The 23,266-nt window shown below is 65.5% G+C and carries 22 protein-coding genes and 1 other RNA gene; 16 read left to right on the top strand and 7 right to left on the bottom strand.

Annotation, left to right across the window (positions count from 1 at the left end; all coding sequences use genetic code 11):
- Positions 1-87: 87 nt before the first annotated feature.
- Entirely contained in the window at positions 88-2,235 is a 2,148-nt protein-coding gene (locus ACLD0W_RS11335; protein WP_410307600.1) for an acetyl-CoA hydrolase/transferase C-terminal domain-containing protein, read from the top strand.
- Between the two features lie 25 nt (positions 2,236-2,260).
- Here ACLD0W_RS11335 and ACLD0W_RS11330 read toward each other — a convergent pair whose 3' ends face one another.
- The 4 genes from ACLD0W_RS11330 to ACLD0W_RS11315 form a co-directional block, all read right to left on the bottom strand.
- Complete coding sequence (locus ACLD0W_RS11330; RefSeq protein ID WP_410307599.1) at positions 2,261-2,788, bottom strand: DUF4282 domain-containing protein; 528 nt, start codon at positions 2,786-2,788, stop codon at positions 2,261-2,263.
- Positions 2,782-3,843, bottom strand: a complete 1,062-nt coding sequence (locus ACLD0W_RS11325; RefSeq protein WP_410307598.1) for a DUF2804 domain-containing protein — start codon at positions 3,841-3,843, stop codon at positions 2,782-2,784. Before ACLD0W_RS11325 ends, ACLD0W_RS11330 begins: the two co-directional genes overlap by 7 nt.
- Before the next feature lie 107 nt (positions 3,844-3,950).
- A complete protein-coding gene (locus tag ACLD0W_RS11320; protein WP_410307597.1) occupies positions 3,951-4,499 on the bottom strand; it encodes a PadR family transcriptional regulator in 549 nt (182 codons plus the stop codon).
- 208 nt (positions 4,500-4,707) lie between these two features.
- Entirely contained in the window at positions 4,708-5,385 is a 678-nt protein-coding gene (locus ACLD0W_RS11315; RefSeq protein ID WP_410307596.1) for a hypothetical protein, read from the bottom strand.
- A gap of 152 nt (positions 5,386-5,537) precedes the next feature.
- Between ACLD0W_RS11315 and ACLD0W_RS11310 the strand changes: the two genes are divergently transcribed.
- From ACLD0W_RS11310 to ffs, 4 genes are all read left to right on the top strand, one after another.
- Entirely contained in the window at positions 5,538-6,011 is a 474-nt protein-coding gene (locus ACLD0W_RS11310) for a YbjN domain-containing protein (protein WP_410307595.1), read from the top strand.
- 55 nt (positions 6,012-6,066) lie between these two features.
- A complete protein-coding gene (locus tag ACLD0W_RS11305; protein ID WP_410307594.1) occupies positions 6,067-6,714 on the top strand; it encodes a 2OG-Fe(II) oxygenase in 648 nt (215 codons plus the stop codon).
- 164 nt (positions 6,715-6,878) lie between these two features.
- A complete protein-coding gene (locus tag ACLD0W_RS11300) occupies positions 6,879-7,331 on the top strand; it encodes an Hsp20 family protein (RefSeq protein WP_410307593.1) in 453 nt (150 codons plus the stop codon).
- Between the two features lie 96 nt (positions 7,332-7,427).
- Positions 7,428-7,524: signal recognition particle sRNA small type (gene ffs / locus ACLD0W_RS11295), an RNA gene on the top strand.
- A gap of 39 nt (positions 7,525-7,563) precedes the next feature.
- Here ffs and ACLD0W_RS11290 read toward each other — a convergent pair.
- Complete coding sequence (locus tag ACLD0W_RS11290) at positions 7,564-8,754, bottom strand: AAA family ATPase (protein WP_410307592.1); 1,191 nt, start codon at positions 8,752-8,754, stop codon at positions 7,564-7,566.
- A gap of 169 nt (positions 8,755-8,923) precedes the next feature.
- Between ACLD0W_RS11290 and dnaX the strand changes: the two genes are divergently transcribed.
- The 11 genes from dnaX (at position 8,924) to ACLD0W_RS11235 (ending at position 19,992) form a co-directional block, all read left to right on the top strand.
- Positions 8,924-10,897: a DNA polymerase III subunit gamma/tau gene (gene dnaX / locus ACLD0W_RS11285; protein WP_410307591.1), complete on the top strand. Its 1,974-nt coding sequence runs from the start codon at positions 8,924-8,926 to the stop codon at positions 10,895-10,897.
- Between the two features lie 21 nt (positions 10,898-10,918).
- Positions 10,919-11,236, top strand: coding sequence for a YbaB/EbfC family nucleoid-associated protein (locus ACLD0W_RS11280; protein WP_410307590.1), 318 nt, complete (start codon positions 10,919-10,921; stop codon positions 11,234-11,236).
- Positions 11,233-11,835 (top strand): recombination mediator RecR, encoded by a 603-nt coding sequence (gene recR / locus ACLD0W_RS11275; protein ID WP_410307589.1) that lies wholly within the window; start codon positions 11,233-11,235, stop codon positions 11,833-11,835. Before ACLD0W_RS11280 ends, recR begins: the two co-directional genes overlap by 4 nt.
- A 47-nt stretch (positions 11,836-11,882) precedes the next feature.
- Entirely contained in the window at positions 11,883-12,896 is a 1,014-nt protein-coding gene (gene galE, locus ACLD0W_RS11270; protein WP_410307588.1) for a UDP-glucose 4-epimerase GalE, read from the top strand.
- Positions 12,897-13,028: 132 nt separating this feature from the next.
- The gene (locus tag ACLD0W_RS11265; RefSeq protein ID WP_410307587.1) at positions 13,029-14,516 is read left to right on the top strand and encodes a tetratricopeptide repeat protein; all 1,488 of its coding nucleotides are present in this window, start codon (positions 13,029-13,031) and stop codon (positions 14,514-14,516) included.
- Positions 14,513-15,172 (top strand): ABC transporter ATP-binding protein, encoded by a 660-nt coding sequence (locus ACLD0W_RS11260; protein WP_410307586.1) that lies wholly within the window; start codon positions 14,513-14,515, stop codon positions 15,170-15,172. Before ACLD0W_RS11265 ends, ACLD0W_RS11260 begins: the two co-directional genes overlap by 4 nt.
- On the top strand, positions 15,169-16,077 hold the full coding sequence (locus ACLD0W_RS11255) for a sulfotransferase family 2 domain-containing protein (protein ID WP_410307585.1): 909 nt from the start codon (positions 15,169-15,171) through the stop codon (positions 16,075-16,077). The genes ACLD0W_RS11260 and ACLD0W_RS11255 overlap by 4 nt, the downstream gene beginning before the upstream one ends.
- The gene (locus ACLD0W_RS11250; RefSeq protein ID WP_410307584.1) at positions 16,078-16,986 is read left to right on the top strand and encodes a glycosyltransferase family 2 protein; all 909 of its coding nucleotides are present in this window, start codon (positions 16,078-16,080) and stop codon (positions 16,984-16,986) included.
- On the top strand, positions 16,983-17,861 hold the full coding sequence (locus ACLD0W_RS11245) for a glycosyltransferase family 2 protein (RefSeq protein WP_410307583.1): 879 nt from the start codon (positions 16,983-16,985) through the stop codon (positions 17,859-17,861). The genes ACLD0W_RS11250 and ACLD0W_RS11245 overlap by 4 nt, the downstream gene beginning before the upstream one ends.
- Positions 17,861-19,009 (top strand): UDP-galactopyranose mutase, encoded by a 1,149-nt coding sequence (gene glf / locus ACLD0W_RS11240; protein WP_410307582.1) that lies wholly within the window; start codon positions 17,861-17,863, stop codon positions 19,007-19,009. Before ACLD0W_RS11245 ends, glf begins: the two co-directional genes overlap by 1 nt.
- Positions 19,006-19,992, top strand: coding sequence for a glycosyltransferase (locus ACLD0W_RS11235; protein WP_410307581.1), 987 nt, complete (start codon positions 19,006-19,008; stop codon positions 19,990-19,992). The genes glf and ACLD0W_RS11235 overlap by 4 nt, the downstream gene beginning before the upstream one ends.
- Here the strand turns inward: ACLD0W_RS11235 and ACLD0W_RS11230 are convergent, their stop codons facing one another.
- Both ACLD0W_RS11230 and ACLD0W_RS11225 read right to left on the bottom strand, forming a co-directional pair.
- On the bottom strand, positions 19,993-21,312 hold the full coding sequence (locus ACLD0W_RS11230) for a sugar transferase (RefSeq protein WP_410307580.1): 1,320 nt from the start codon (positions 21,310-21,312) through the stop codon (positions 19,993-19,995).
- Between the two features lie 219 nt (positions 21,313-21,531).
- Positions 21,532-23,172: an S-layer protein gene (locus tag ACLD0W_RS11225; protein ID WP_410307579.1), complete on the bottom strand. Its 1,641-nt coding sequence runs from the start codon at positions 23,170-23,172 to the stop codon at positions 21,532-21,534.
- Positions 23,173-23,266 lie beyond the last annotated feature (94 nt).

Genomic DNA, 23,266 nt, shown 5'->3' with positions numbered 1-23,266 from the left:
CTATACCCCGGTGCGCCGGCCGGGTCGGGTATGCTGCCGGCAGGCCAGTCACTCACGCAATGACTCACCAATAAGAAGGAGCGCCACGTGCCCGAGCGAATGGACGACGCCTACCTGGCCGCCGATCGCATCATCGAACAGACCGGCGGCGAGATTCGCCTGGGCCTGCCGCTGGGCCTGGGTAAGCCCAACCGGCTGGTCAACGCTTTGTACCGGCGCGTGGAGGCCGACCCGTCCCTGTCCCTGGACATTTATACCGCTCTGTCCCTGGGGCGCCCGGCCGCCGGCAGCGATCTGGAACGGCGCTTCCTGGAGCCGTTCGCCGACCGGGTGTTCGGCGATTACGAGGAGCTCGACTACCTCAAGGCGGTGCGCAAGGACGCCCTGCCGGACAACATCCGCGTCTACGAATTCTTCTTCCAGCCCGGCAGCCTGCTCAACAGCGAGAGCGCCCAGCGCCACTACATCAGCGTCAACTACACCCATGCCGCCCGTGACATCAACGCCCGTGGCGTCAATGTGGTGGCCCAGTTGCTGGCGGTGCGCGGCGAAGGCGACGCCCGCCGCTACAGCTTTTCCTGCAACCCGGAAGTGACCCTGGAACTGCTGCCCATGCTCAAGGCCCGCCGCGAGGCCGGCGAGACCATCGTGGCGGTGGGGCAGGTGCACCACGACCTGCCGTTCATGGGCAACGACGCGGAACTGGGTAAGTGGTTCGACGAGATGGACATCGTGATCGACGATCCCCAGGCCCAGACCCGTCTGTTCAGCACCCCCAATATGCCGGTGGTGCTGCAGGATCATTTCGTCGGCCTGCACGCCAGCACCCTGGTGCGCGACGGCGGTACCCTGCAGATCGGCATCGGCGCCCTGGGCGATGCCCTGGTGCATCACACCCGCCGCCGGGAGCAGCGCAACGACGACTACCGGGGGCTGCTGGACGCCCTGGAGCTGCCCGAGGAACATCGTGCCCTGATCGACGACGAGGGCGGCGACGGCCGCTTCGAACTGGGCCTGTACGGCTGCAGCGAGATGATGACCCATGGTCTGCTGCGGCTGATCGACGACGGGATCATCCGCCGGCCGGTGTACCACTGGATCGGCCTGCAGCGGGAATGTCTGGAGCACGCCGAATGCGTGCCGGGTCTGGACCTGATCGACGGCCTGCGCCGGCGCCGGCACATTTCCTCACCGTTGCGCCCGGAGCAGCTCAAACGGCTCACCGACTTCGGCGTGCTGCGTTATGGCCTGACCGTGGAAGGCAACCGCCTGCGCCTGCCCAACGACGACAGCGTGCCCAACGATCTGGACCATCCGGATACCCGCGAGGCCCTGGAGACCTGGCTGGGCGATAGCCTGAAGGGCGGCATCATCATGCACGGCGGCTTCTTTCTCGGGCCCCGGTCGTTCTACCAGCGGCTGCGCGAGCTGGACGAGGAGACCCGCGCCAAGATCAACATGACCCGGGTCAACCAGATCAACGACCTGTACGGCGGCGAGGACCTGCGCATCGCCCAGCGTCGCGACGCCCGCTTTATCAATACCGCCTTCACCGTCACCCTGCTGGGCGCGGCGGTGTCCGACCAGCTCGACGACGGCCGCGTGCTCAGCGGCGTGGGCGGCCAGTACAACTTCGTCAGCCAGGCCCATGAATTACCCGGGGCGCGCTCCATCCTGATGACCCGGGCCTGGCGTCAGCGCGGCGGCGAGGCGGCCTCCAACGTGCTGTTCTCCTACGCCCACAACACCATTCCGCGCCATCTGCGCGACATGGTGGTCACCGAATACGGGGTCGCCGACCTGCGCGGCAAGACCGACGAGGAAGTGGTGATGGCCATGCTCAACGTGGCCGACAGCCGCTTCCAGGTGGAACTGATGGAGCAGGCCCAGCAGGCCGGCAAGCTGCGCCACGATTACCAGATTCCCGAGCGCTTCCGGCATAACAATCCGGATTTCCTGCGCCGGGTGGCGGAGCAGGGCGACGACCAGGCCTTCGCCACCTTCCCCCTGGGCACGGATTTCGACGCCACCGAGCAGCGCCTGCTGAAAGCGCTGACCTGGCTGAAGGAAACCGTGGGGCAGAAGGACTATTTCAAGCTGGCCCGGGAAGCGCTGCTGCACGACCACGACCCGGAGAAGCACGCCGAGGCGCTGCAACGGATGGGGCTGGCGCAGCCGGACGGGCTGCGGGAGCGGCTCTATCAGCGTTTGTTGCTGACCGCGTTGGATCAATAACCCGCGCCGGATCGCGGTCGGACGATCAGGGCGTTTCGTTATCGTCGTCGCGGGGCGGCGGCGGATTGCGGCGCCGGCTGGAGAGCACGCGCCAGAACGGAATGCGCCGGGTCACCGCCACCATCTCGTCCACCGAATCACCGATGCCGGACAGCCGGTCCACGGTATCGCGCAGCCCGGCCAGCTGATCCACATGGGCGGAAATCTTGAACACCACCATGTAGAACTCCAGCAACGCCCGCAGCAGGGTGGCGAAAAACAAAAACAGCAGCGGCCCGCCGATAAACAGGAAAAACAGCCCCCGCCAGGTGGAGGCCATGAACGCCTCCACGCACAGATACAGCAACCCCAGCGCCATGGCCGTCAGCGCCACCCCGTATACGCCGGGAATCACCTGGATGATCATGTATTTGTCGAAGCGGAAATTGAACAGTTCCCGCCAGTACTCCAGCGCCCAGAACCAGCCGCGCCGCAGGCGCTCGTTCACGGCGTCGCCTTGCGGACCCTGGTCGCCCTCCGGTGGGGTGGGGCGTTGCGGTTGCTCGTCTACCATTTCGCGTACTGCTCCTCGACGAAACCGTGCAGGCCCCGTACCGTCAGGGGCGCCTCGCCGGCGAGGCGGATCTCGCCGTCGAAGCGCCCGAAAAGTTGATGAAAATTGCTGGCGAACAGGCCCAGGTTGAGCCGTTCCCGGTGGCGGCCCAGGGGGGTGAAGGTCAGTGCCACCTGGCCGCAACGGCTGGTCACCCGCCAGGGCTGCTGCAAATCGTCGCGCCGGTAGTCAAAGCGCACGCCGTCCACCTTCACCAGCAGGTCGTCCAGCCACAGGCAGTTTTCGTTGACGCCGGTTTCGTTGACCCCGCAGGACAGGTTCAACCCCAGCCGGTGGCCGTTCACCCGCCCGGACAGGCAGGCCCAGTTCCAGAACGTTTCCCGGCGCATGTAGCCGGCGGAAAAATCATGGTGGCCGCCGGCGTTGCCGAGGGCGGCCAGATCCTGTTCTTGGTCGCCGCGCCGCAGGCTGCCGTGCACGTCCACCCCGGCCACCTTGTTGGCGTAGGTCCAGCCGCTGATGCCGGTGCGCGTGCACAGCGACATGGGCCGGTAGCCCGCCGGCTCGTGCAGGGCCGCCCGCAGCTCCAGATCCGGCAGGGTCACGCGCAGGCTTTTTTGCCGGCCGTCCGCGTCCTGCCGGTAGCCCATGCGGATCGACACCTTGCCCTGCTCAAAGCGACTCTCGCCGTCCAGCGGCGAAGTACTCAGGGTCAGCGCCCGGGCCAGCGGCGAACGCCAGGTGTGCTCGCGCAGCCGCCCGCTGGCGGGCTCGAACACGTAGAAAAACGCCAGCCCCAGATACGCCGTATCGGCCAGGGCGCAACCGATCAGCAACTCGTCGCTGACCAGCCCGAAATACTGGAATTGCTTGTAATGGAAATGCCGCGCCCGGCGCGGCGCCGGTTGCCCCATGGGGCGCCGGTAATCGTGGTCGCGCCCGTTGATGCGCGCCACCGTGTCCGGAAACAGGCCCAACCGGACCTGACCGTCCGGCGTCACCAGCTCGGCGGGCTGAGGGTCGAGCTGCGGATCAAAACCCGTGGCGATGTGCATGGCGGTCCCGGTCCCCGATAAAAAACCAAGCGCTCAACATAGCCAGCGGTGTCACGGCGGGCAAGCAAGCGCTCGGTTCTGTCCGACAGTCCGGGGCGGATGCGGGATTACGAGGCGGTACTGTCCGCGGAGCGATGCTCCAGGGAGCGGCGCACTTCCTCCGCCCACTGCAGCCAGGCCCGCTGGTCCAGGATGCCGCGGCGCACGGTCAGGTAGTTGTAGACGTTTTCGTCCCGGCCGCTCTCATCCAGCCGCTGCGCCAGCGCCTCGAACGTGGCCAGCCGCTCGCGCCGCTGTTTGGACAGGATGTCCAGTTCGCTGAGCAGAAGCTGGGTGTCGGCCAGCGCGCCGCCGGCCACCTTCACCATGAAGGCGTCGCGGATGCGCGCCGGCCCCGCCGGCTTCTTTAGCCAGCGCACCAGCTCGGCGCGACCGGCGTCGGTCAGGCTGTAGAGCTTTTTGTCCGGTTTCCCTTCCTGCGGCACATGGCGGTAACGCACCATGTCCTGCTCACTCAGTTTCCCCAGTTCAAGATAGATCTGCTGATGGGTGGCGTTCCAAACCAGGCCGATGCTGTTGGCGAACTCCCTGGCGAGGTCATAGCCGCTGGCTTCCTGGTCTTGCAGAAGGACAAGAATGGCATGGCGCAAAGACACGGCTCACTCCTCGTTGTTTCGTTATCGTTGCTTTGCAATCGATAGTAGAGAGCGGCCAAAGTGCTGCGCAATCCGTTGTATACGCACTTTTGTAAAAACTTGGTGTTATTCCTTCTGCCTGCGGTACGAGCGTAAGTATTTGTTACCAGCGTGTTTTCTTCAGTGAGGAAAAAAGTCGGCAATGTGGTTGTCGCTAATGTGGTTGCCGCTAATGGCGCACCTGCATATCGCGATAGTAAAGCGCCGACTGCAATAGCTGTTCATCATCCAGGTTCGGAATCACCTTGCCGATCACTCCGTAGCTGGCCTTGCGCGTGGTATCCACGCCCACCGCCGCCACCTTGCGCAGAATCGGCCCAAAGCGCAGCAGCTCGATGGGCTTGTTGAAGTACCATTCCAGGGCCCGGTCGGTGACGGTGCGCAGATAGTGCACCAGGTCCTCCCGCGCCCCCTCGAAGTGGCCGTCCTGGCAGCGCTCCGCCAGCCCGCGCCCGCGCGCCGCCAGCCCCTCGTCGATGGGAAAACCCACGTACCACCAGGCGTGCCCGGGTCCGGGAAAGCGAATTTCGTCCATGTACTCGGCGGCGGCCTGGTTCTGCGTCAGATCCATCTTGCGCGCGCTGCGCCCGATCACCACGCCGCTGGCCTTGGAGATGGTGTCGGCGGCCAGCCGCACCAGCCGCCGCTGGGTGCCGCCCAACCCGGAGTAGGACGCCGGGGTCAGGAAAAAGGCGGCCAGCGCCTCGTCGATAAAGGTGGTCATGATCTGTTCCACCACTTTCGGTTCCGGCTCCCGGGCACCGTCGCGCATGCGATGGATAAAGCCGTCGGTGAGCCGGTGCAGGCGGTCGCTGGCGCGGAAGGCGACATAGGTGGTCGAGGTCATGGCGGGTCCTTATCTCGCTAAACAGGGGCGCTAAACAGGTTGTTTCCTGTGGCATCATAAAGGAGGGAAGAGGAGTTGAAAGTTTAAAGTTTGGCCCTTCCTTTTCCCGCCTGAATGCCGGATCATGCGCCCCCGGATAAAGGAGCGTGCCCATGCACACGGTGGTGACGCCGGACGCGGAACAAGTCACGCGCTGGCTGGAACAGGCCAACATACAGTTCTACATCTGCGATCAGTGCCACGGCCTGCACTTTTCCGAGCTGCAAAGCCGGGAAGGGGTGGTCGATGCCCGTCTGTTCGTGGAGGAGGACGGTTTGCTGCTCTCCACCGAGCTGGAGCTGCGGCCCGCGGCGATTTTCGCCGCCCAGGCCGAACTCAGCCGCCTGAACATGGACTACCCGTCCCTGAAGCTGTTCCTGGACATCAACGACGATGCCCTGCCGCGCATGGTCGCCTGCGACCTGCTGCTGGGCCGCCAGGGCGTGACCTTCGACCAGTTCATCTATTTCGTGCAGGCCACCCTGGACGCCACCGTGCAGCTGCTGGAAGATTGTCAGCAGGCCGACTGGCTGTTCTGGCCGGACGAAGACGAGACGCCCCCGCCGGAATCCGGCGCCCTGCACTGAACCCGTACCACCGGGCTCGTTCACCGAGGACACTGCCCTGACCAATCCGGCCGATGTGATCGGCGGCCCCGGCGGCGACCGCTGCCAGCGCCTGATCGACGATCTGGTGGCGCGCCACTACGCGGTGGCGCCGGACTATTTTCCCGCCCATCTGATTCGCGCCCTGCGCCGGGAAGCCCTGTTGCGTGACCGGCGCGGCGAATTCCAGGCCGCCGGCATCGGCCGCGGCCGTGATCAGCACCGCAACGAACGGGTACGCCGGGACCGCACCCTGTGGCTGGACGGCTCCACCCTGGCCCAGTGCGCGCTTTTCAAGGAGATGGAGCAACTGCGGCTGGCGGTGAACCGGGCCCTGTTCCTGGGGCTGTTCGACCTGGAAGCGCACTTCGCGCTCTATGACCCGGGGGCCTTCTACCGCCGGCATCTGGACGCCTTCAACGGCAACAACGGCCGGGTGCTGTCGGCGGTGCTCTACCTGAACCGGGACTGGCGCGACGATGAAGGCGGCCGCCTGCGCCTGTGGCCGGACCCGGACGCCAGCGAGCCGGACCTGGACGTGGCGCCCCGCGCCGGCACCCTGGTGTGCTTTCTCAGCGACCGTATCCCCCACGAGGTGCTGGAAGCCCAGCGCCAGCGGCTCAGCATCGCCGGCTGGTTCCGCTGCAACAACAGCACCGCCGTCGCCGCCGACCCGGCCCGCTAGATAGCTGCAAGCTACAAGCAGGCCTGCCTTCCTCCCCTTGAAATATCGTTTCCCACCCTTAAATAAGGCCGTGTGACAGCTTTAGCCGGCTAACCCGTCACGACACTGACCTTGTCCTTTCGGTCGCCTTCGGGGACCGTTCGAGATGTATTGGAGGTAACGTGATGAACACCTTGGCACCCCTGTTCCGACATTCCGTGGGGTTTGATCGCTTCGACGACTGGCTGGAAAGCGTGCTGCGCGCCGACCAGTCCAACGGCTACCCGCCGTACGACATCATCCGCGAGCAGGACGGCACCTACCGCGTGGTGATGGCGGTGGCCGGATTCGGCCGCGACGAACTGGACATCACCGTCCAGGAGAACTTGCTGCGCATCACCGGCAAGCCCCGCGACAACGCCCCCGACGACACCCGCACCTGGCTGCACCGTGGCATCGCCCGGCGCGCCTTCGAGCGCAGCTTCCGGCTGGCCGATCACGTGCAGGTGGAAGGCGCGCGCTTCGAGGACGGCCTGCTGGTGGTGGCCCTGACCCGGGTGGTTCCGGAGTCCGCCAAACCCCGGCGGGTGCCGATCCAGGGCGCTGGCAACACCGTTGATGGCGGCGGCGGCGAATAAATCGCCGCCCGACCGGAGCCGGCGGCCCGGGCGCTTGCAAAGGCCCGGGCCTTTGGCCACAATGCGCGCTCGCTGAAAGGCGAGCGATGGCCGACCCGCCGGTCCCCCCGCAACGACAAACTGTGAACCCCGCCAGGCCCGGAAGGGAGCAACGGTAGCAGTGGACTCGTGTGCCGGGGTGCGGCTGGCGGGAAGGCCTCCAATTTCCTTCCCCGCTTCCTCCTTGTCTCGCTCAGCCCGGTTCGAACTCGGGCATTACTCGTTTGAGGAACGCGTCAAACAGCGGCACCGTGAACGCGGTATCCCCGTGGCTCGGGCTCCAGATCATTCCTTTCTGAATAAGATTGTTGCGAATCGGCGCGAGCGAAGCGGAAGTACGTCCCGCCTTGGCGGCGATTTCGCCGCTGCGATGAGGACCCCCACCCAGTTCCGCCATGGCTCTGAGGTAACTTTTTTCCGCCGGGGTGAGTCGGTCGAAACGCACCATGAAGAAGCTTTGATCCAGTTCGGAGATGGCCTGCTCGGTGGCTTCCTCCACATCCTGCTCCGTGATCGGGCTGGTGGTGGCGACCTTCCAGGCGCTCGAGCCCCACTCCTGAAGGAAGTAGGGGTAACCGCCGGTATGCGCAAGCACCGCGCGGAAGGCGCCGTCGGTATACGCGACGCCTTCCTCCAGGGCGGGTTTGATAAGCGCTTGCCGTAAATCCTCTTCCCGAGTCAAAGGCCCCACCTCGGGGTAGTCGAACAGCCGTTCCGCGTAGGATTTTGCATTGCCGGCACGCCCCCGCAACTGCGGCAAGCCGGCACCGACCATGACGATGGGCAGCTGTCGCTGGCTGCAGTGGTGAAGGGCGCTGATCAAGGCGGCGAGCTGGCTTTCTTCCACATACTGAAGTTCATCGATAAAGAGGGCGATGGCGGCGCCAGCCTGGCGGGCCGCCAACCCGGCCTGTTCCAGCAGAACGCCCAGGTCAGTCTCCAGGTCGCCGTTGTCCGCCAGCCCGGGTTCCGGCTCCCGATCCAGACCCACCTCGATGTCGTTGAAGGTGGCCTTGAGCGAGCGGGCGAAGCCCACCAGGGCGCGCAGGCCGCGGTCGGCCAGGTCCTTGGCCGCCGCCACCCGGCTCAGGCTGAGCAGAACCGAGCGCAGCCGGGGAGCGAGAATGGCGGGCAGGGACCGGCCTTCGGGCGCTTCCACGCGAATCGTCGGGTTGCCTTCAGCTTCGCAATCCAGCCGCATTCGGTCGAGCAGAACGGTTTTGCCCACGCCCCGCAGGCCAACCAGAATCACGCTCTTCGCATGACGACCTCGGCGGGCTCGCTCAATGGCCACGTGCACGCGCTCGCGCAGATCGTCGCGACCGGCCAGGGCAGGCGGGGGTGCACCGGCGCCCGGCGCGTAAGGATTGGTGATGGGATTCATGTCTATAGCCAGATTAGCAAATTTATCTCCAATCAATAATTTCCCTAAAGTACCTTGAGAATGCAAGGTGGTCGGGCCCTTGTTTGGTCGATCCGCTGTCCCCCACCGGCGAGATTCGCTAGCATACGGGTTTTCCCGAAGCCCCCGAACGCCGTCCGGCTGGAGAGCGATGAGTTACCAGGTTCTAGCCCGCAAGTACCGCCCGCGCACCTTTGATGAGCTGGTCGGTCAGGAGCACGTTTCCCGGGCGCTGACCCATGCGCTGGATCAGGATCGCCTGCATCACGCCTACCTGTTCACCGGTACCCGTGGCGTGGGCAAGACCACCATCGCCCGCATTCTGTCGCGCTGCCTCAACTGCGAGGAGGGCGTCAGCAGCCAGCCGTGCGGAGTGTGCCCCACCTGCAAGGAAATCGGCGAAGGCCGCTTCGTGGATCTGATCGAGGTGGACGCCGCCAGCCGCACCAAGGTGGAGGACACCCGCGAGCTGCTGGAAAACGTCCAGTACGCGCCCACCCGGGGCCGCTACAAGGTGTACCTGATCGATGAGGTGCACATGCTCTCGGCCCATTCCTTCAATGCGTTGCTGAAGACGCTGGAGGAACCGCCGCCCCATGTGAAGTTCCTGCTCGCCACCACCGACCCGCAGAAGATGCCGGTGACGATCCTGTCGCGCTGCCTGCAGTTCAGCCTCAAGGCGCTGCCGGCGGAGCAGATCGCCGGGCATCTGAAGACGCTGCTGGAACGGGAGATGATCCGTTTCGAGGAGCCGGCGCTGCTGGCCCTGGGCCGCGCCGCCCAGGGCTCCATGCGTGACGCCCTCAGCCTCACCGACCAGGCCATCGCCTTCGGCGGCGAGCAGCTCAGCGAGCAGGCGGTCAGCGCCATGCTCGGCACCGTGGACCGGGGCCATGTGCGGACCCTGCTGGAGGCCCTGTCCGGCGGCGAGGCGGCGGCGGTGCTGCGCGCCCTGGCCGGCATCGCCGAGCACGCCCCGGACGAGCTGGCGCTGCTCGACGAGGTGGTGGCGGCGCTGCACGAGCTGGCGGTGATCCAGGCCCTGGGCGGCGACGGTGCCGACGCGGACATGGTGGCGCTGGCCGGCCGCTTCCAGGCGGAACAGATCCAGCTGTATTACGACGTGGCGCTGCGCGGCCGCCGGGACGTGCAGGAGGCGCCGGACGCCCGCGCCGCCCTGGAGATGAGCCTGCTGCGCATGGTGCTGTTCTCCCCGCGTGGCGTGCTGCCCGGCGGGGAGGCCCGGGGCCCGGCAAAAAAGCCTGAGCCGGCGCCCGCCGCCGGCGCCACCGGCGGCGCCCCTTCCGACATGACCGCTTCGGCGCCCGGCGCCCCGGCGCCTTCGGCTTCCCCGCAGGCACCGCCGGCGGACCGGCCCACCGCCACCCCCGGCGACCTGCGCGCCCTGCTGGGCGACGACAAAGCCGCCCGCCGCAAGCCGGCGCCCGCCGAGTCGCCGGCCCCGGTTCCAGCTGAAACCCGGACGCCGGCCGACCCGGCGCCGGCGGACCCTGGTGGCGCACCGGTGGCGTCCACCGCCCGCGACGACGATCCCCCGCCCTGGAGCGAGGAACCGCCGCCCTGGGACGAGGCGCCCCCGGCCATGGCGGACGACGCCCCGGTGGCGGCCCCCGCGCCGGCGCCGGTCGCCGCTGGCACCGAACCGGCGCCGGAGCGCGCCCCGACGCCGCGCCGGGAAGACACCCCGCTGCCCCTGGCGGAGCCTGAATCCGACCGCGACGTGGGCGCCTGGTGGGCGGCCCTGGTGGAACGGCTGCCCCTGGACGGCACCGTGCGCAACCTGGCGCGCAACGCGGTGCTCACCGCCCGCGACAATGACCAGTGGACCCTGCGCCTGGCCACCGGCCATCAGGTGCTGGTCAGCCAGGAACGTACCCAGGAACTGGCCGGGGCCCTCAGCGACTACTTCCAGCGCCGCATCCGTCTTAATCTGGAGTTCGAGGCCGACGCCGGCGACACGCCGGAGGCCCTGGACCAGGCACGCCGCGCCGAGCGGCTGGCGGAGGCCCGCCAGGCCCTGCTCGACGACGACACCGTGCGGACCCTGATCGACCAGTTCAACGCCCGCCTGGATGAAAACAGCATCCGCCCGCGGGAACTCTGAGCCCAGCCAACCGAGGTTGCCATGGATTTCGACATGAACAATCTGCTGCAGCAGGCCCAGGCCATGCAGGAGAAAATGAAGAAGGCCCAGGAAGACGTGGCCAAGGCAGAAGTCACCGGTGAAGCCGGCGCCGGCCTGGTCAAGGTGGTCATGAATGGCCGCCACGACGTGAAAAGCGTGGCCATCGACGACAGCCTGATGGGCGAGGACAAGGACATGCTCGAGGACCTGCTGGCCGCCGCCGTCAACGACGCGGTGCGGCGCGTGGAGCGCCAGCAGCAGGACATGATGAAAGGCATGGCCGGCGACTTCCCGTTCCCGCCGGGCTTCAAACCGTGAAACACGCGCCCCTGGTGGAATCGCTGATCGAAGCCTTCACCTGCCTGCCCGGGGTCGGGCCCCGGTCCGCCCAGCGCATGGCCTACTCGCTGCTGGAGCGCGGCCGCGAGGACGGTCGCCAGTTGGCCGGTGCCCTCAGCGCGGCCATGGACGGCGTGCGCCACTGCCAGCGCTGCCGCAACTACGCCGAGGACGATCTCTGCCCGATCTGCCAGGACCCGCGCCGCGACGCCGGGCTGGTGTGCATCGTCGCCTCGCCGGCGGACGTGCTGGCCCTGGAGCAGTCCGGTGAATACCGGGGGCATTATTTCGTGCTGATGGGCCAGCTCTCGCCGCTGGACGGCATCGGCCCCCGGGAGCTGGGTCTGGATGTGCTGGAGCAGCGCCTTAACGAGGGCCAGATTCAGGAGCTGATCCTGGCCACCGGCACCACCGTGGAAGGGGAAGCCACCGCCCACTATGTGCTGGACCTGGCCCGCGAGGCCGGCGTCAGCGTCTCGCGCATCGCCCAGGGCGTGCCCATGGGCGGCGACCTGGAGTTCGTGGACGGCGCCACCCTGGCCCAGGCCCTGCGCGGCCGCCGCCCGTTTTCCCCCTGACCCGGCCGCGCTACACTGAGATTCACCTCCGGAGGAAGGACCCCGCCATGCAAACCACCCTGGTCACCGGCGGCGCCGGCTACATCGGCTCCCACACGGTGCTGCGCCTGCTTGAGGAAGAGCGCCCGGTACTGGTGCTCGACAACCTGGTCAACAGCAGCCGCGAAGCGCTGCGCCGGGTGGAACGCATCACCGGTCGCACGGTGACCTTCGTGGAGGGCGACATCCGCGACGGCGCCTTGCTCGACCGCCTGTTCGCCGAGCACGACATCGGCGCCGTGATTCACTTCGCCGGCCTCAAGGCGGTGGGTGAGTCGGTGGCCCAGCCGCTGCGCTACTACGACTACAACGTGGTCGGCGCTCTGCGCCTGTTCGAGGCCATGCAGCGCGCCGACGTGCGCACCCTGGTGTTCAGTTCCTCCGCCACCGTCTACGGCGACCCGGCCACGGTGCCGATCCGTGAGGACTTTCCGCTCAGCGCCACCAATCCCTACGGCGCCACCAAGCTGCACATCGAGGACATGCTGCGCGACCTGCATGTGGCCGACCCGTCCTGGAGCATCGCGCTGCTGCGTTATTTCAATCCGGTGGGCGCCCACGAAAGCGGCCTGATTGGTGAGGACCCCAGCGACACCCCCAACAACCTGATGCCCTACGTGGCCCAGGTGGCGGTGGGCAAACGCGAGCGGCTCAATGTATTCGGCGGCGACTATTCGACCCCGGACGGCACCGGCGTGCGCGACTATATCCATGTCATGGATCTGGCCCAGGGCCACCTGGCGGCCCTGGACGCGCTGGTCGGGCAGGGCGGCCTGATCACCACCAACCTGGGCACCGGTCGCGGCTACAGCGTGCTGGAAATGATCCGCGCCTTTGAAAAAGCCAGCGGCCGCCCGGTCCCCCACACCATCGTCGACCGCCGTCCCGGCGATGTGGCGGTGTGCTACGCCGACCCGGCCCATGCCGAGCGCGTGCTGGGCTGGCGCGCCCGGCGCGGCATCGACGAAATGTGCGCCGATCACTGGCGCTGGCAGGAACGCAATCCTACCGGCTATCGCTGACTTTACGGTCACGCCGACCGCTTCGTAAAAATTCGCTAACCGGTTGGTTCGTCGCACCCAATTGCGACCTCTTACCGATTTCGCTTCCGGCATCGTGATAGGTTTTCTTCACGTTTTTTTGCCGGAAGCATTATGGCGGAAAGCCTTTCCCCACCGACGTCTCCAACGCCGCGGCAAGACCGCCGGCTCGCCCCCCGGGATGCCTTTCAATGGGCCTTCGATGCCATGGCCGCGCGCCAGTGGCGACAGGCCGCCGGCCGCTGGGCCACCCTGCGCGTGGTCTACCCGGACCATCCGCCGGTCTGGATTCAGGCGGCGGTGGCCCTGCGCGAGCTGGGCAGTCACGGCGAAGCGCGGCAGCTGCTGGCGGAAGCCCGGACCCGCTTCGAGGACCACCCGGGTGGCTGGGTGCAGGGCGCCAACACCGCCCTCGCCGATGGCGACGCCGCGCTGGCGGCCCGCCTGCTGGCCGAAGCCCGTGAGCGGTTTCCCGATGACCCGCCGGTGTGGGTGCGCAGTGCCCATCTGGCCCAGGCCACCGGCGACCACGACGCCGCCCTGAGCTTTAACCGCCACGCCCGCGATGCCTTTCCGGACTGGGCGCCGGCCTTCGATCAACACGCGGAACTGGCCATGGCCGCCGGCGACTGGGACACCGCGCGCCAACGCTGGGCCGAGGTGCGCCGCCGCTTCCCCGACCACCCGCCGGGCTACCGCCGCGCGGCGGCGCTGGAGGAGCAACAGGGCCACCACCGGGAAGCACGCCGCCTGCGGCTCGCCGAGGAACACGGCGTGGACTGGCTGGAAGAAAGCGACGCGCCCGGGCCGGCGGTGGTGGCGCCGCCACGCCGCCGGAACGGGCGCAACTTCGTCGACCTGGTGTGGACCAAGGCGCGCCTCAACCTGAAATCCGAAGCCAACCGCAACCACCTGCGCTACCTCTGGTGGGTGATCGACCCGCTGCTGTACATGGCGGTCTTCTACGTGGTGTTCGGTCTGCTGCTGCACCGGGGCGGCGAGGGCTTCGTCGCCTATCTGCTCACCGGGCTGGTGCCGTTTCAGTGGTTCGCCAAAACCGTGCAGCACGCTTCCAACACCATCGTCGAAGGGCGGGGCCTGATGAACCAGGTGCGCATCTCGCCCCTGTTTTTCCCGCTGGTGGCGGTGATGCAGAACGCCGGCAAGCAGACCCTGGTGTTTCTGATGCTGGCGGTGTTTCTGCTGCTCTACGGGCTGGCGCCCACCGTGCACTGGCTGGCACTGGTGCCGGTGGTGCTGGTGCAATTGCTGCTGATGGTGGTGGTCGGCTGCGCCCTGGCGATGATGATTCCGTTCGTCCGCGACCTGATCAATCTGGTGCCCACCGGATTGCAGTTCCTGCTGTTCGTCAGTGGCGTGTTCTACACCGTGGACACCATTCCGGAGCAATGGCGCGGCCTCTTTATGACCAACCCGGTCGCCAACCTGCTGCACCAATATCGGCTTATTCTGCTCGAGCACCGATGGCCGGACTGGAGCCAGATGGGCTGGCTCACGCTCGGTTGTGTGATCGGCCTGGTGGTGGTGATTCTCGCCTACCGGCGGCTGGAAGGGGTGTTTCCCCGGGTGGTGGTGGAATGAACGGCCAGCCGGTGATTTCCGTTCGTGACATGGGCGTGCGCTACAAACGCGCCGGCAGCCTGTTCCGACGCGCCCGTTACTACCAGGTGTTCCAGGGCCTGAACTTCGAGCTCCACCGGGGCGAGACCCTGGGCATCGTCGGCCGCAACGGCGCCGGCAAATCCACCCTGCTGCGGGCGCTCGCCGGCATCATCCAACCGGACAGCGGCCAGGTGGTGAACCACGGCGTCAGCGTCGCCCTGCTGGCCCTGCAGGCCGGCTTCGACGGTGAACTGCCGGGCACCGACAACGCGGTGCTTAGCGCCATGCTGCTCGGCTACACCCGCCGCCAGGCCCTCGACCGCCTGGACCAGATCGCCGACTTCGCCGAACTGGGTGATTTCATGCACGAGCCGGTGAAGACCTATTCCTCCGGCATGCGCGCCCGCCTGGGCTTCTCGGTGGCCATGTTCCTGTCGCCGGACGTGCTGCTGCTCGACGAAGTGCTCGCGGTTGGCGACAAGGCGTTCAAGAAAAAAGCCGAGCGGGAAATGATCAAGAAGATGCATTCGGACCAGACCGTGGTGTTGGTATCGCACTCGGAGCAGGTCATCCAGCGAAACTGCGATCGCGTTTATACACTATCCGGGCAGTCGATTCACGAGGAAAGGCAATGATCAAGAAACGCTTCTATGTCGCCAAAAGTGGCGATGTCGCTTACCTGAACATTGCTAAAAGCGGATGTACCGCCATCAAGGTGGCGCTATCGGATTTCCGGGATTCATCACCGGAGCAGGTCGGTTTCAACGTGCACAATCCCGGAGATTACGACCTTCTCTTTCTGGACGTGCTGTCGCCGGGCAGCCGGCTCCTCGACCAGGTCTTCAAGTTCACCTTTGTTAGGGACCCGGTGGACCGGGCGCTGTCCTTCTACCGAAACAAGATCCTGATTTTTGACGAAAACGTCACGCCTTATTACCAGGAACGGGGCATTGAATACGGGTGTGAGGCGGACACCTTTATCCAACGGCTGGTCGACATCGATCCCCAAGACCTGGAGGAACACCTGTATCCACAGGCGGAAACGGTATTTGAAGGCGAAAAGACCCTGGTGGATTGGATCGGTTGCCTTGAGAACATTGAGGAGCACTGGAGCGAGCTGACGACGATCATCGGCCACCAGGTCGGCATAAAGGCCATCAACAAGACCGAGAAAGACGATCGGAGCGAGGCCTCCCCGCAGTCCATCGCGGTGCTCAGAAAGTACTACCGCGAGGACGGCTACTGCTTTGGCTACTACCAGGACGGCGAGGTGGACGAACGTATGAAGAACCGGCGCGCCCGGTTCGAGTCATGCCGCACGGCCCGCCCCCACGTCGGACCGGATGGCCAGCTGGTAAACCGCGTCTACCTTGAAAACATACATTCCCAGGTCGCCCATCTGCGCCGCCAGGTGGCCGGCGTGAATGGCCGGTTGGACCGAATGAGTGAGGACTATCAGCAAATGAAGGCCGATATGGAGCCGCGTGAACCGATGAGGGCACCTTCGTTTTGGGATAAGTGGCTCCGAAGGAATCGTTGAATGAGTACTATGCAAGAGCGCGTCGCGGTCATCACCCGCACCAAAAACCGGGCCCTGATTCTGGGTCGGGCGGTGGAAAGTGTGCTGGGGCAGACCTACCAGAATTGGATCCATGTGATCGTCAACGACGGTGGCGAGGCGGAGCCGGTGGAAAAGGTTCTGGCACCGTACAAGGCTCGTTACGGCGACCGTCTGATGGTGATTCACAACCCTGAATCCCTGGGTATGGAGGGAGCTTCGAACAAGGGTATCACCGCCTGCGAGTCCACTTACGTGACCATCCATGACGACGACGACACCTGGGAACCGGAGTTTCTCGAGACCTGCGTCCGTACGCTTCAGGGTACGCCCTTTCCTTCGATTAAGGGGGTGGTGACGCACACCAACCAGATCTTCGAGCGGGTTGACGATAACGGTGCCCGGGAGGTCTCAAGACGGGATTTCGACCCCTGGCTAGTGTCCGTATCCCTGCCGGAGATTACGGAGATCAACAAGTTCATGCCGATCTCCTTTCTGTTCCGCCGCGAGGTCTTCGACGTTATCGGTCTGTTTGACGAGTCTCTGCCGGTGATCGGTGACTGGGAGTTCAATATCCGATTCCTTTCAAAATTTGACGTGATCGTCGTGAAAGATCGCCTGGCGAACTATCACATTCGCGTCGAGGGCAACGCGGACTACGCGAATACCGTGACAGCGGGCCGCGATCGCCATCTGTTTTACCGGGACCTGATCGTCAACAAACACCTGCGCGCCGACCTGGAAGCAGGTCGCGTAAGCATGGGCATGCTGATGGCCTGGGGTGACTACTTCCATCGTCTGGGCGGCAACACCTGGCGGTTGGTGCAGGTGGTGGAAAGGCTCAAGAGCGTGGCGCCCCTGCGCGCCCTTCGCAAGGTGTTGCGGGTATGACGGTCGCCGCGGTAGTCGTCACCTTTAATCGCAAGGAGCTGTTGTTGGAAACCCTACGCGGGCTGACACGGCAAAGCGTTCCGGTGGAACGGATTTTTCTGGTCGATAATGCCTCGACGGACGGCACGGAACAGCTTTTGGAGGCTGAAGGCTGGTTGGCGCGTGACAAGGTCACCTATATGAAGATGAGCCATAATCTCGGCGGCGCCGGTGGCTTCGAAAGAGGCATGAAGCTCGCCTACGAAGCCGGGTATGACTGGCTTTGGACCATGGACGATGATGTTGAGCCGGACCAGGACGCGCTGGAGGCGATGCTCGGCTACGGCGGCTTCTCTCAATGCATCAACGCGACCAAGATCTTCACCGAGAACGGCGAGGTTCAATACTGGGAACAGTTCTTTGACTTCGCCACCGGGCGTTTGGTCGACCTGAAGAACGTCTCCTTCGCCTTGGGTCGCGACTGGTGCCCGGTGAATGTGGCCTGCTTCGAGGGCATGCTGATCCATCGTGACCTGGTGGCGAAGATCGGTTTTCCGGACCCGGCCTATTTCATTTATCACGATGACACCGTGTACGGGGTCAAGGCGTCTTTCCACACCACCGTGATCTATACCAGAAAGGCGGTGTTCAGAAAGAAAATCTACGGCTATGGCGACCCTAATCCGTTCCGATCCTATTACATGGTCCGCAACGCCTTTCGGCTCAAGCGCGACGCCTTCAACGCGGCGCCGGTGGGTCATTCCAGTCGCTACACCAACTTTCTTTTCTTTCTCAACCTCTCGCGCTATTCGCTGCGTGCTCTGGCGCACCAGCCCGGCCTGCCCATGATCAAGGCGCTTATGAGAGGTTGGCGCGATGGAATCGGAGGTCGTTAATGAAGCGCATTCTGTTTGTCGGGGCGGGGTTCTCCGGCGCGGTCATTGGCCGTGAACTGGCCGTGGCCGGCTACCAGGTGGACATCATCGACCGGCGCGACCACATCGCCGGCAACTGCCACACCGAACGGGACCCGGACACCGGCGTCATGGTGCACGTCTACGGACCGCACATCTTCCATACCGACGACCAGGAAGTGTGGGACTACGTGCGGCGCTTTTCCGCGTTCAAGCCCTACGAGAACCGGGTGAAAAGCACCGTGGGCGGGTGCGTCTACTCGCTGCCGATCAATCTGCACACCATCAATCAGTTCTTCGGCAAGACGCTCCGGCCGGAGGAGGCCAGGGCCTTTATCGAGGCGCAGGCCGCCACCCATATCGACGACCCGCAAACCTTCGAGGAGCAGGGGCTGCGTTTCGTGGGGCGGGAACTGTATCAGGCGTTTTTTCACGGCTACACCACCAAGCAGTGGGGCTGCCACCCGTCGGCGCTGCCGGCCAGCATCCTCAAGCGCCTGCCGGTGCGCTTCAACTACAACGACAACTATTTCTTCCACCGTTTCCAGGGCATGCCCGAACACGGCTACACCGCCCTGGTGGCGGGCATTCTCGATCACCCCAACATCCGGGTGCGTCTTAATACGCCGTTCGAGGCGGCCATGGCCCGCGACTACGATCATGTGTTCTATTCCGGACCGCTGGACGGCTATTTCGATTACAGCGAGGGTCGGCTCGGCTACCGCACCCTGGACTTCGAGCGGTTCACCCACGACGGCGACTACCAGGGCTGCGCGGTGATGAACTACGGCGACGAGTCGGTGCCGTACACGCGCATTACCGAGCACAAGCATTTCTCGCCCTGGGAGCAGCACGAGGGCAGCGTCTGCTACAAGGAGTACAGCCGCGCCTGCGGGCCGGACGATATTCCCTATTACCCGATCCGCCTGGTCGACGAGAAAGCCATGCTGGCCCGCTATGTGGAAAAGGCGGAAAGCACCGCCGGCGTTACCTTCGTGGGCCGCCTCGGCACCTATCGCTATCTGGATATGGATGTGACCATCCGCGAGGCCCTGGACGTGGCGCGGGGTTTCCTGGAACACCGCCGCACCGGCGAGCCGGTGCCCGCGTTCTTCAAGGCGCCGCTGTGACCGACTGTTCCGAGAAAGCCCCGAGCGGCGCGCGGTTGGTGGCGGTGGTGGTCACCTACAACCGCCTGGCCCACTTGCGCACCTGCCTGGCGGCGCTGCGCGGGCAGGCGTGTGACGCCATCGTGGTGGTCGACAATCATTCAACCGACGGCACTGGAGACTGGCTGGCGGAGCAGCAGGGCGCCGATCCTCGTCTCGATGTGCTCACCATGACGCGCAACCTGGGCGGCGCCGGCGGCTTCGAGGCCGGCTTCCGCCACGCCCGAGCCCGCTACCGGCCGGAATGGCTGGTCTGTTTCGACGACGACGCCTGGCCCCGGCCCGGTGCCTTCCGCGCCTTTCTGGACTCGGATCTGGACGGTATCGACGCGGCGGCGGCGGCGGTGTACTTCCCGGACGACACTGTCTGTGAGATGAACCGCCCGGGGCTCAACCCGTTCTGGCATCCGCGCCGTTTCCTGAAGACGGTGCTCGGCCAGGGCCGCCGGGGCTTTCATCTGGACGACGCGGATTACCGCGCCGGCGCCCCGGTGGACATCGACTCCACGTCCTTCGTGGGCTTCTTCGTGCGCGGCGCCATGGTGGACCGGGTGGGTCTGCCGGAAGGGCGGCTGTTCATTTACGGGGACGACGTGCTCTACGCGCTCAATGTGCGCCGTCAGGGTGGCCGCATCGCCTTCCTGCCCTGGGTGCGCTTCACCCACGACTGCGCCACCTTCTCCACCCACGAAAAGACCTTCGAGCCGCTCTGGAAAGCCTACTACACCTACCGCAACGGCCTGCGTGTCTACCACACCGCCGCTGGCGTCCTGTTCTGGCCGTTCCTGCCGCTGAAGCTGGCCCGCTGGCTGTTGAATGCCCGCCACTACGACGACGCGCGGCCCTACCTGCGGCTCACCTGGGCGGCGCTGCGTGACGCCGCCGCCGGTCGCTACGACCGGCCCCACGAAGCGGTGCTGAAAATGGCCCGCGGCGAACGCTGATCAGCGCGCGCCGAACCCGGTGGCCATGGTGTGCAGGGTTTTCATCACGATCAGAATATCCAGCACCGGCCCCAGGTGCTTGATGTAGTAGAAGTCGTGCTCCACCTTGCGGCGCGTGTCCACCACATCGGAGGCGTAGCCCTGCTGCACCTGGGCCCAGCCGGTGATGCCCGGCTTGATGATGTGACGGTAGCGGTAGAAGGGCACCGCCCGGTCGAACGAGCGGGCGAAACGCGGCTGCTCAGGTCGCGGCCCGATCAGGCTCATATCGCCTTTCAGCACGTTCCAGAGCTGCGGCAGCTCATCCAACCGGCTGCGTCGCAGCAACCGGCCCAGCGGCGTGATGCGGTGCTCTTCCTCATCGGCGAAGCGCGGGCGATCACCGCGGTCGTCGTCCGGCAGCCGCATGGACCGGAACTTGAGCATGCGGAAGGGCTCGTTGCCGGCGCCCACCCGATCCTGAATGAACAACGCCGGCCCCGGCGACTCCAGCCGGATCGCCAGCGCCACCAGCGCCAGCACCGGCAACGCCACCGGCAGCAGCAACACCGCACCGGCCACATCCAGCAGCCGCTTGCCGAGCAGGTACAGCGGATTGGGCTGCAGCGCGCGCAGATCCGACAGGCTGAGCCCGTCCAGATCGACGCTGCCATCCAGCGACTCATGCAGATACTTACCGCTGAGCACCGGAATATTGCGGGCATTGTGCCGCGCGATAAACCGCACCCACTCATCGCTGAGCGGCGCATCCGTATCCACCACCAGCGCGTCGAAACGGCGCCGGTCCCGAGGGCTTTTCAGCACCAGAAAGCGAGCGCAATCCCGGCAATCCGGCGGCGTCGTCAGGCGCCCGCCGGGCACCAGCGCGAACTTGGTGTAGCGAAAGCGCGCCTTCAACAAGACCGTCGCCACCTGGGCGCCCATCAGCAGCGCGAAGCCGATAAACAGCGGCTTGCGCGCGTAACCCAGCCGGCAGGCGGTGATCGTCAGCAACGTCAGGCCGATGGTGACGGCGGTCACCGACAATTGATAGGCGATCAGATTGCCGCCCGGGTACTGCGACAGCGCCCGTGACAGCAAGGCGTTGACGACAAACGCCAGGGACAGAATGCCCAGGGTCAACAACTGATTGGGGTCCGCCGGCGAATCCCAGTAGCCGTAGCCCAAATGAAAGGGCACCAGCGCCACCAGCACCAGCGACAGCGCATAGCCGAGCGGCGTGTTGAGAAGAATGCGTTCGTACCAGCGCCGATGGCGTGTCGGTTCGAACTCGAGAAAATTCTGCGACGGAGTTGATATTACCGCGCCATCATTGGGCATACCCAATCCCTCGAAGTCGTGCGTCCGGGTCCATGGGAGGGGGGAGCCTTGCCATCGCTGGCACGGCTGAACACGCAGTTTAATGGCAGAAAAAGGGCGTGAACGGGGCGGGTTGCGGGGTTTGTGAACGGCTAGGTCAACGTCGTGTGAACGAGCCCGCCAAATAAGAGAATTTTAAAAAAGAAGGAGCCGGGCAGGCGCCCGGCTCCGGCGAAACGATCAGCCTTCGACGGTCACAAAGATCGGATTGGAATAGAACCACAGATCGTTATAGTTGCGGGCATTGATGGCATCGAAACGCGCGGCGTCGTTGCTCAGATCCACCTTGCGGTCCGGTTGCGGTTCGCCGTCCACGGTTTCCCCCGCCACGTTCGGCGCCAGATTGGTACCGCGCAGGCGCAGGTACTGATCGCCGGTGATGGTGAGCGTGTGGGTGACGGTGGCGAAACCGTCCTCGCCCACGGTCCAGTCGTTGGCGTTGAAGCGGGCCACCACCCGGGTGCTGGGGTTGGTGGCCTCGGCGTAGCCGGCCTCTTCCGGGGCGGCGGGCGCGCTCACGTCGCCGGCGATCAGATCCACGTGGTCCACCACCGGCCGGGCATTGACCAGGTGGCCGCTCTCCAGCGGGTACTCATAGTGGTTGCTCTCCGGGCTGCGGAAGCGGATCGTCACCGTCACCTGCTCGCCGTTGGCGACCGCCAGCTCGCCGCCCATCACGGCGCCGTCGTCGACGCCCTCGGCCTGGAAGTCGAGGGCGTCGATCAGGTCACCGAACACGCCGAACAGGCGGCCGCCACGCAGCGCCGTCAGCAGGTCCGCCGGCGTACGCGCATCGTCCTCCAGCCACACATAGGTCTTGGCGTATTCGCCCGGCGCGTAGCCGCTGCTGTAGCGCCCCTGGGCGGTGGTGAAGTGGTAATCGGAATTGGCCACCGTCCAGATCCGGCGGCCCTCGCCCAGCAAGGCGTCCCAGGGCCCGCCCAGCTTGGCCACGATGTAATCGGTGCCGCCGTAGGTGCGCGAGGTCAGATTGGCATCGGTGTAGGCCTCCACATAGCCGCCCCGGTCCGGCTCCATCTGGTTGCCCACCATGCCCTCGATGGCGAAAAAGATCTCCGGCGCCAGGTCGTTCATCTCCCGCAACTGGGCCACCGTGTACTTGTTCATGTACCGGTTCGGATGGTTCAGCAGCATGTAGCTGTCGGGATGGCGGTCACGCAGCCACGCCAGCGCCTTGAGGGAATCCGCATGGGTGGAGTAGGCGCGGGTCTGGTCGCTCAGCGACGCCACCAGGGCCGGATCGAACAGGGACGGGTCCCGATTGGTGAACCGATACTCGAACTGCGCCACCGCCCGCAGGCTGTCCTCGCCGTAGGGATCGTCCAGGCCGATGCCGATGTTCACATGATCGTGGGTGGGCATGTCCCACTCCACCGTGGAAAACACGGTCTTGCCCTGGTAGCGGCCGTCGGCCCGGGCCTGTTCGACGTAGGGCTTCTCGTACTCCACCAGCCCCCGGGAAAACGGAATGGCGCCGCCCTGCAGGCTGGTGCCGGTATGGTCCCGCCCGGACAGCCGCAGATGGTTGGACAGCGCCATCCAATCCAGCTGGTAACGATCGAAACCGTCATCGAGCACGCTTTCCAGCGACACCTGGGCGTCGTCCGACTGGAAGGTATGCACATGCAGATCGCCTTGGGTCCAGCCGCCGGACCGCGCCACCGGCGGCGTCGGATCCGGGTCGCCGCCGCCGACCGGATCGTTGTCGCTGTCGCCACCGCAGGCGCTCAGCGCCACCGCGCAGGCCAACAGCGTCCAGCGCGCGCGGCGGGAAAAAAGGGAATCAGCGCGAACATTCATGGGGACTTCTCCAGGTAAAAAGGGGCGGGCGCCCGGTTAGGAAAAAAGCACCATAGGGTCCTTATGTGACGCGCGAGTGACCGGGCAACGAGGT

The sequence above is a fragment of the Alloalcanivorax sp. C16-1 genome (assembly GCF_046507805.1).
GTDB lineage: Bacteria > Pseudomonadota > Gammaproteobacteria > Pseudomonadales > Alcanivoracaceae > Alloalcanivorax.
Note: the sequence above shows the minus strand (reverse complement) of the source record. Positions and strands in the feature narration are given on the sequence as shown.

Coding starts and splice junctions, on each gene's coding strand:
- ACLD0W_RS11330 (WP_410307599.1), bottom strand. CDS start 2,788: ATGGTAGACGAGCAACCGCAACGCCCCACCCCACCGGAGGGCGACCAG.
- ACLD0W_RS11325 (WP_410307598.1), bottom strand. CDS start 3,843: ATGCACATCGCCACGGGTTTTGATCCGCAGCTCGACCCTCAGCCCGCC.
- ACLD0W_RS11315 (WP_410307596.1), bottom strand. CDS start 5,385: ATGACCTCGACCACCTATGTCGCCTTCCGCGCCAGCGACCGCCTGCAC.
- ACLD0W_RS11310 (WP_410307595.1), top strand. CDS start 5,538: ATGCACACGGTGGTGACGCCGGACGCGGAACAAGTCACGCGCTGGCTG.
- ACLD0W_RS11300 (WP_410307593.1), top strand. CDS start 6,879: ATGAACACCTTGGCACCCCTGTTCCGACATTCCGTGGGGTTTGATCGC.
- ACLD0W_RS11290 (WP_410307592.1), bottom strand. CDS start 8,754: ATGAATCCCATCACCAATCCTTACGCGCCGGGCGCCGGTGCACCCCCG.
- dnaX (WP_410307591.1), top strand. CDS start 8,924: ATGAGTTACCAGGTTCTAGCCCGCAAGTACCGCCCGCGCACCTTTGAT.
- ACLD0W_RS11280 (WP_410307590.1), top strand. CDS start 10,919: ATGGATTTCGACATGAACAATCTGCTGCAGCAGGCCCAGGCCATGCAG.
- galE (WP_410307588.1), top strand. CDS start 11,883: ATGCAAACCACCCTGGTCACCGGCGGCGCCGGCTACATCGGCTCCCAC.
- ACLD0W_RS11265 (WP_410307587.1), top strand. CDS start 13,029: ATGGCGGAAAGCCTTTCCCCACCGACGTCTCCAACGCCGCGGCAAGAC.
- ACLD0W_RS11260 (WP_410307586.1), top strand. CDS start 14,513: ATGAACGGCCAGCCGGTGATTTCCGTTCGTGACATGGGCGTGCGCTAC.
- ACLD0W_RS11255 (WP_410307585.1), top strand. CDS start 15,169: ATGATCAAGAAACGCTTCTATGTCGCCAAAAGTGGCGATGTCGCTTAC.
- ACLD0W_RS11250 (WP_410307584.1), top strand. CDS start 16,078: ATGAGTACTATGCAAGAGCGCGTCGCGGTCATCACCCGCACCAAAAAC.
- ACLD0W_RS11245 (WP_410307583.1), top strand. CDS start 16,983: ATGACGGTCGCCGCGGTAGTCGTCACCTTTAATCGCAAGGAGCTGTTG.
- glf (WP_410307582.1), top strand. CDS start 17,861: ATGAAGCGCATTCTGTTTGTCGGGGCGGGGTTCTCCGGCGCGGTCATT.
- ACLD0W_RS11230 (WP_410307580.1), bottom strand. CDS start 21,312: ATGCCCAATGATGGCGCGGTAATATCAACTCCGTCGCAGAATTTTCTC.
- ACLD0W_RS11225 (WP_410307579.1), bottom strand. CDS start 23,172: ATGAATGTTCGCGCTGATTCCCTTTTTTCCCGCCGCGCGCGCTGGACG.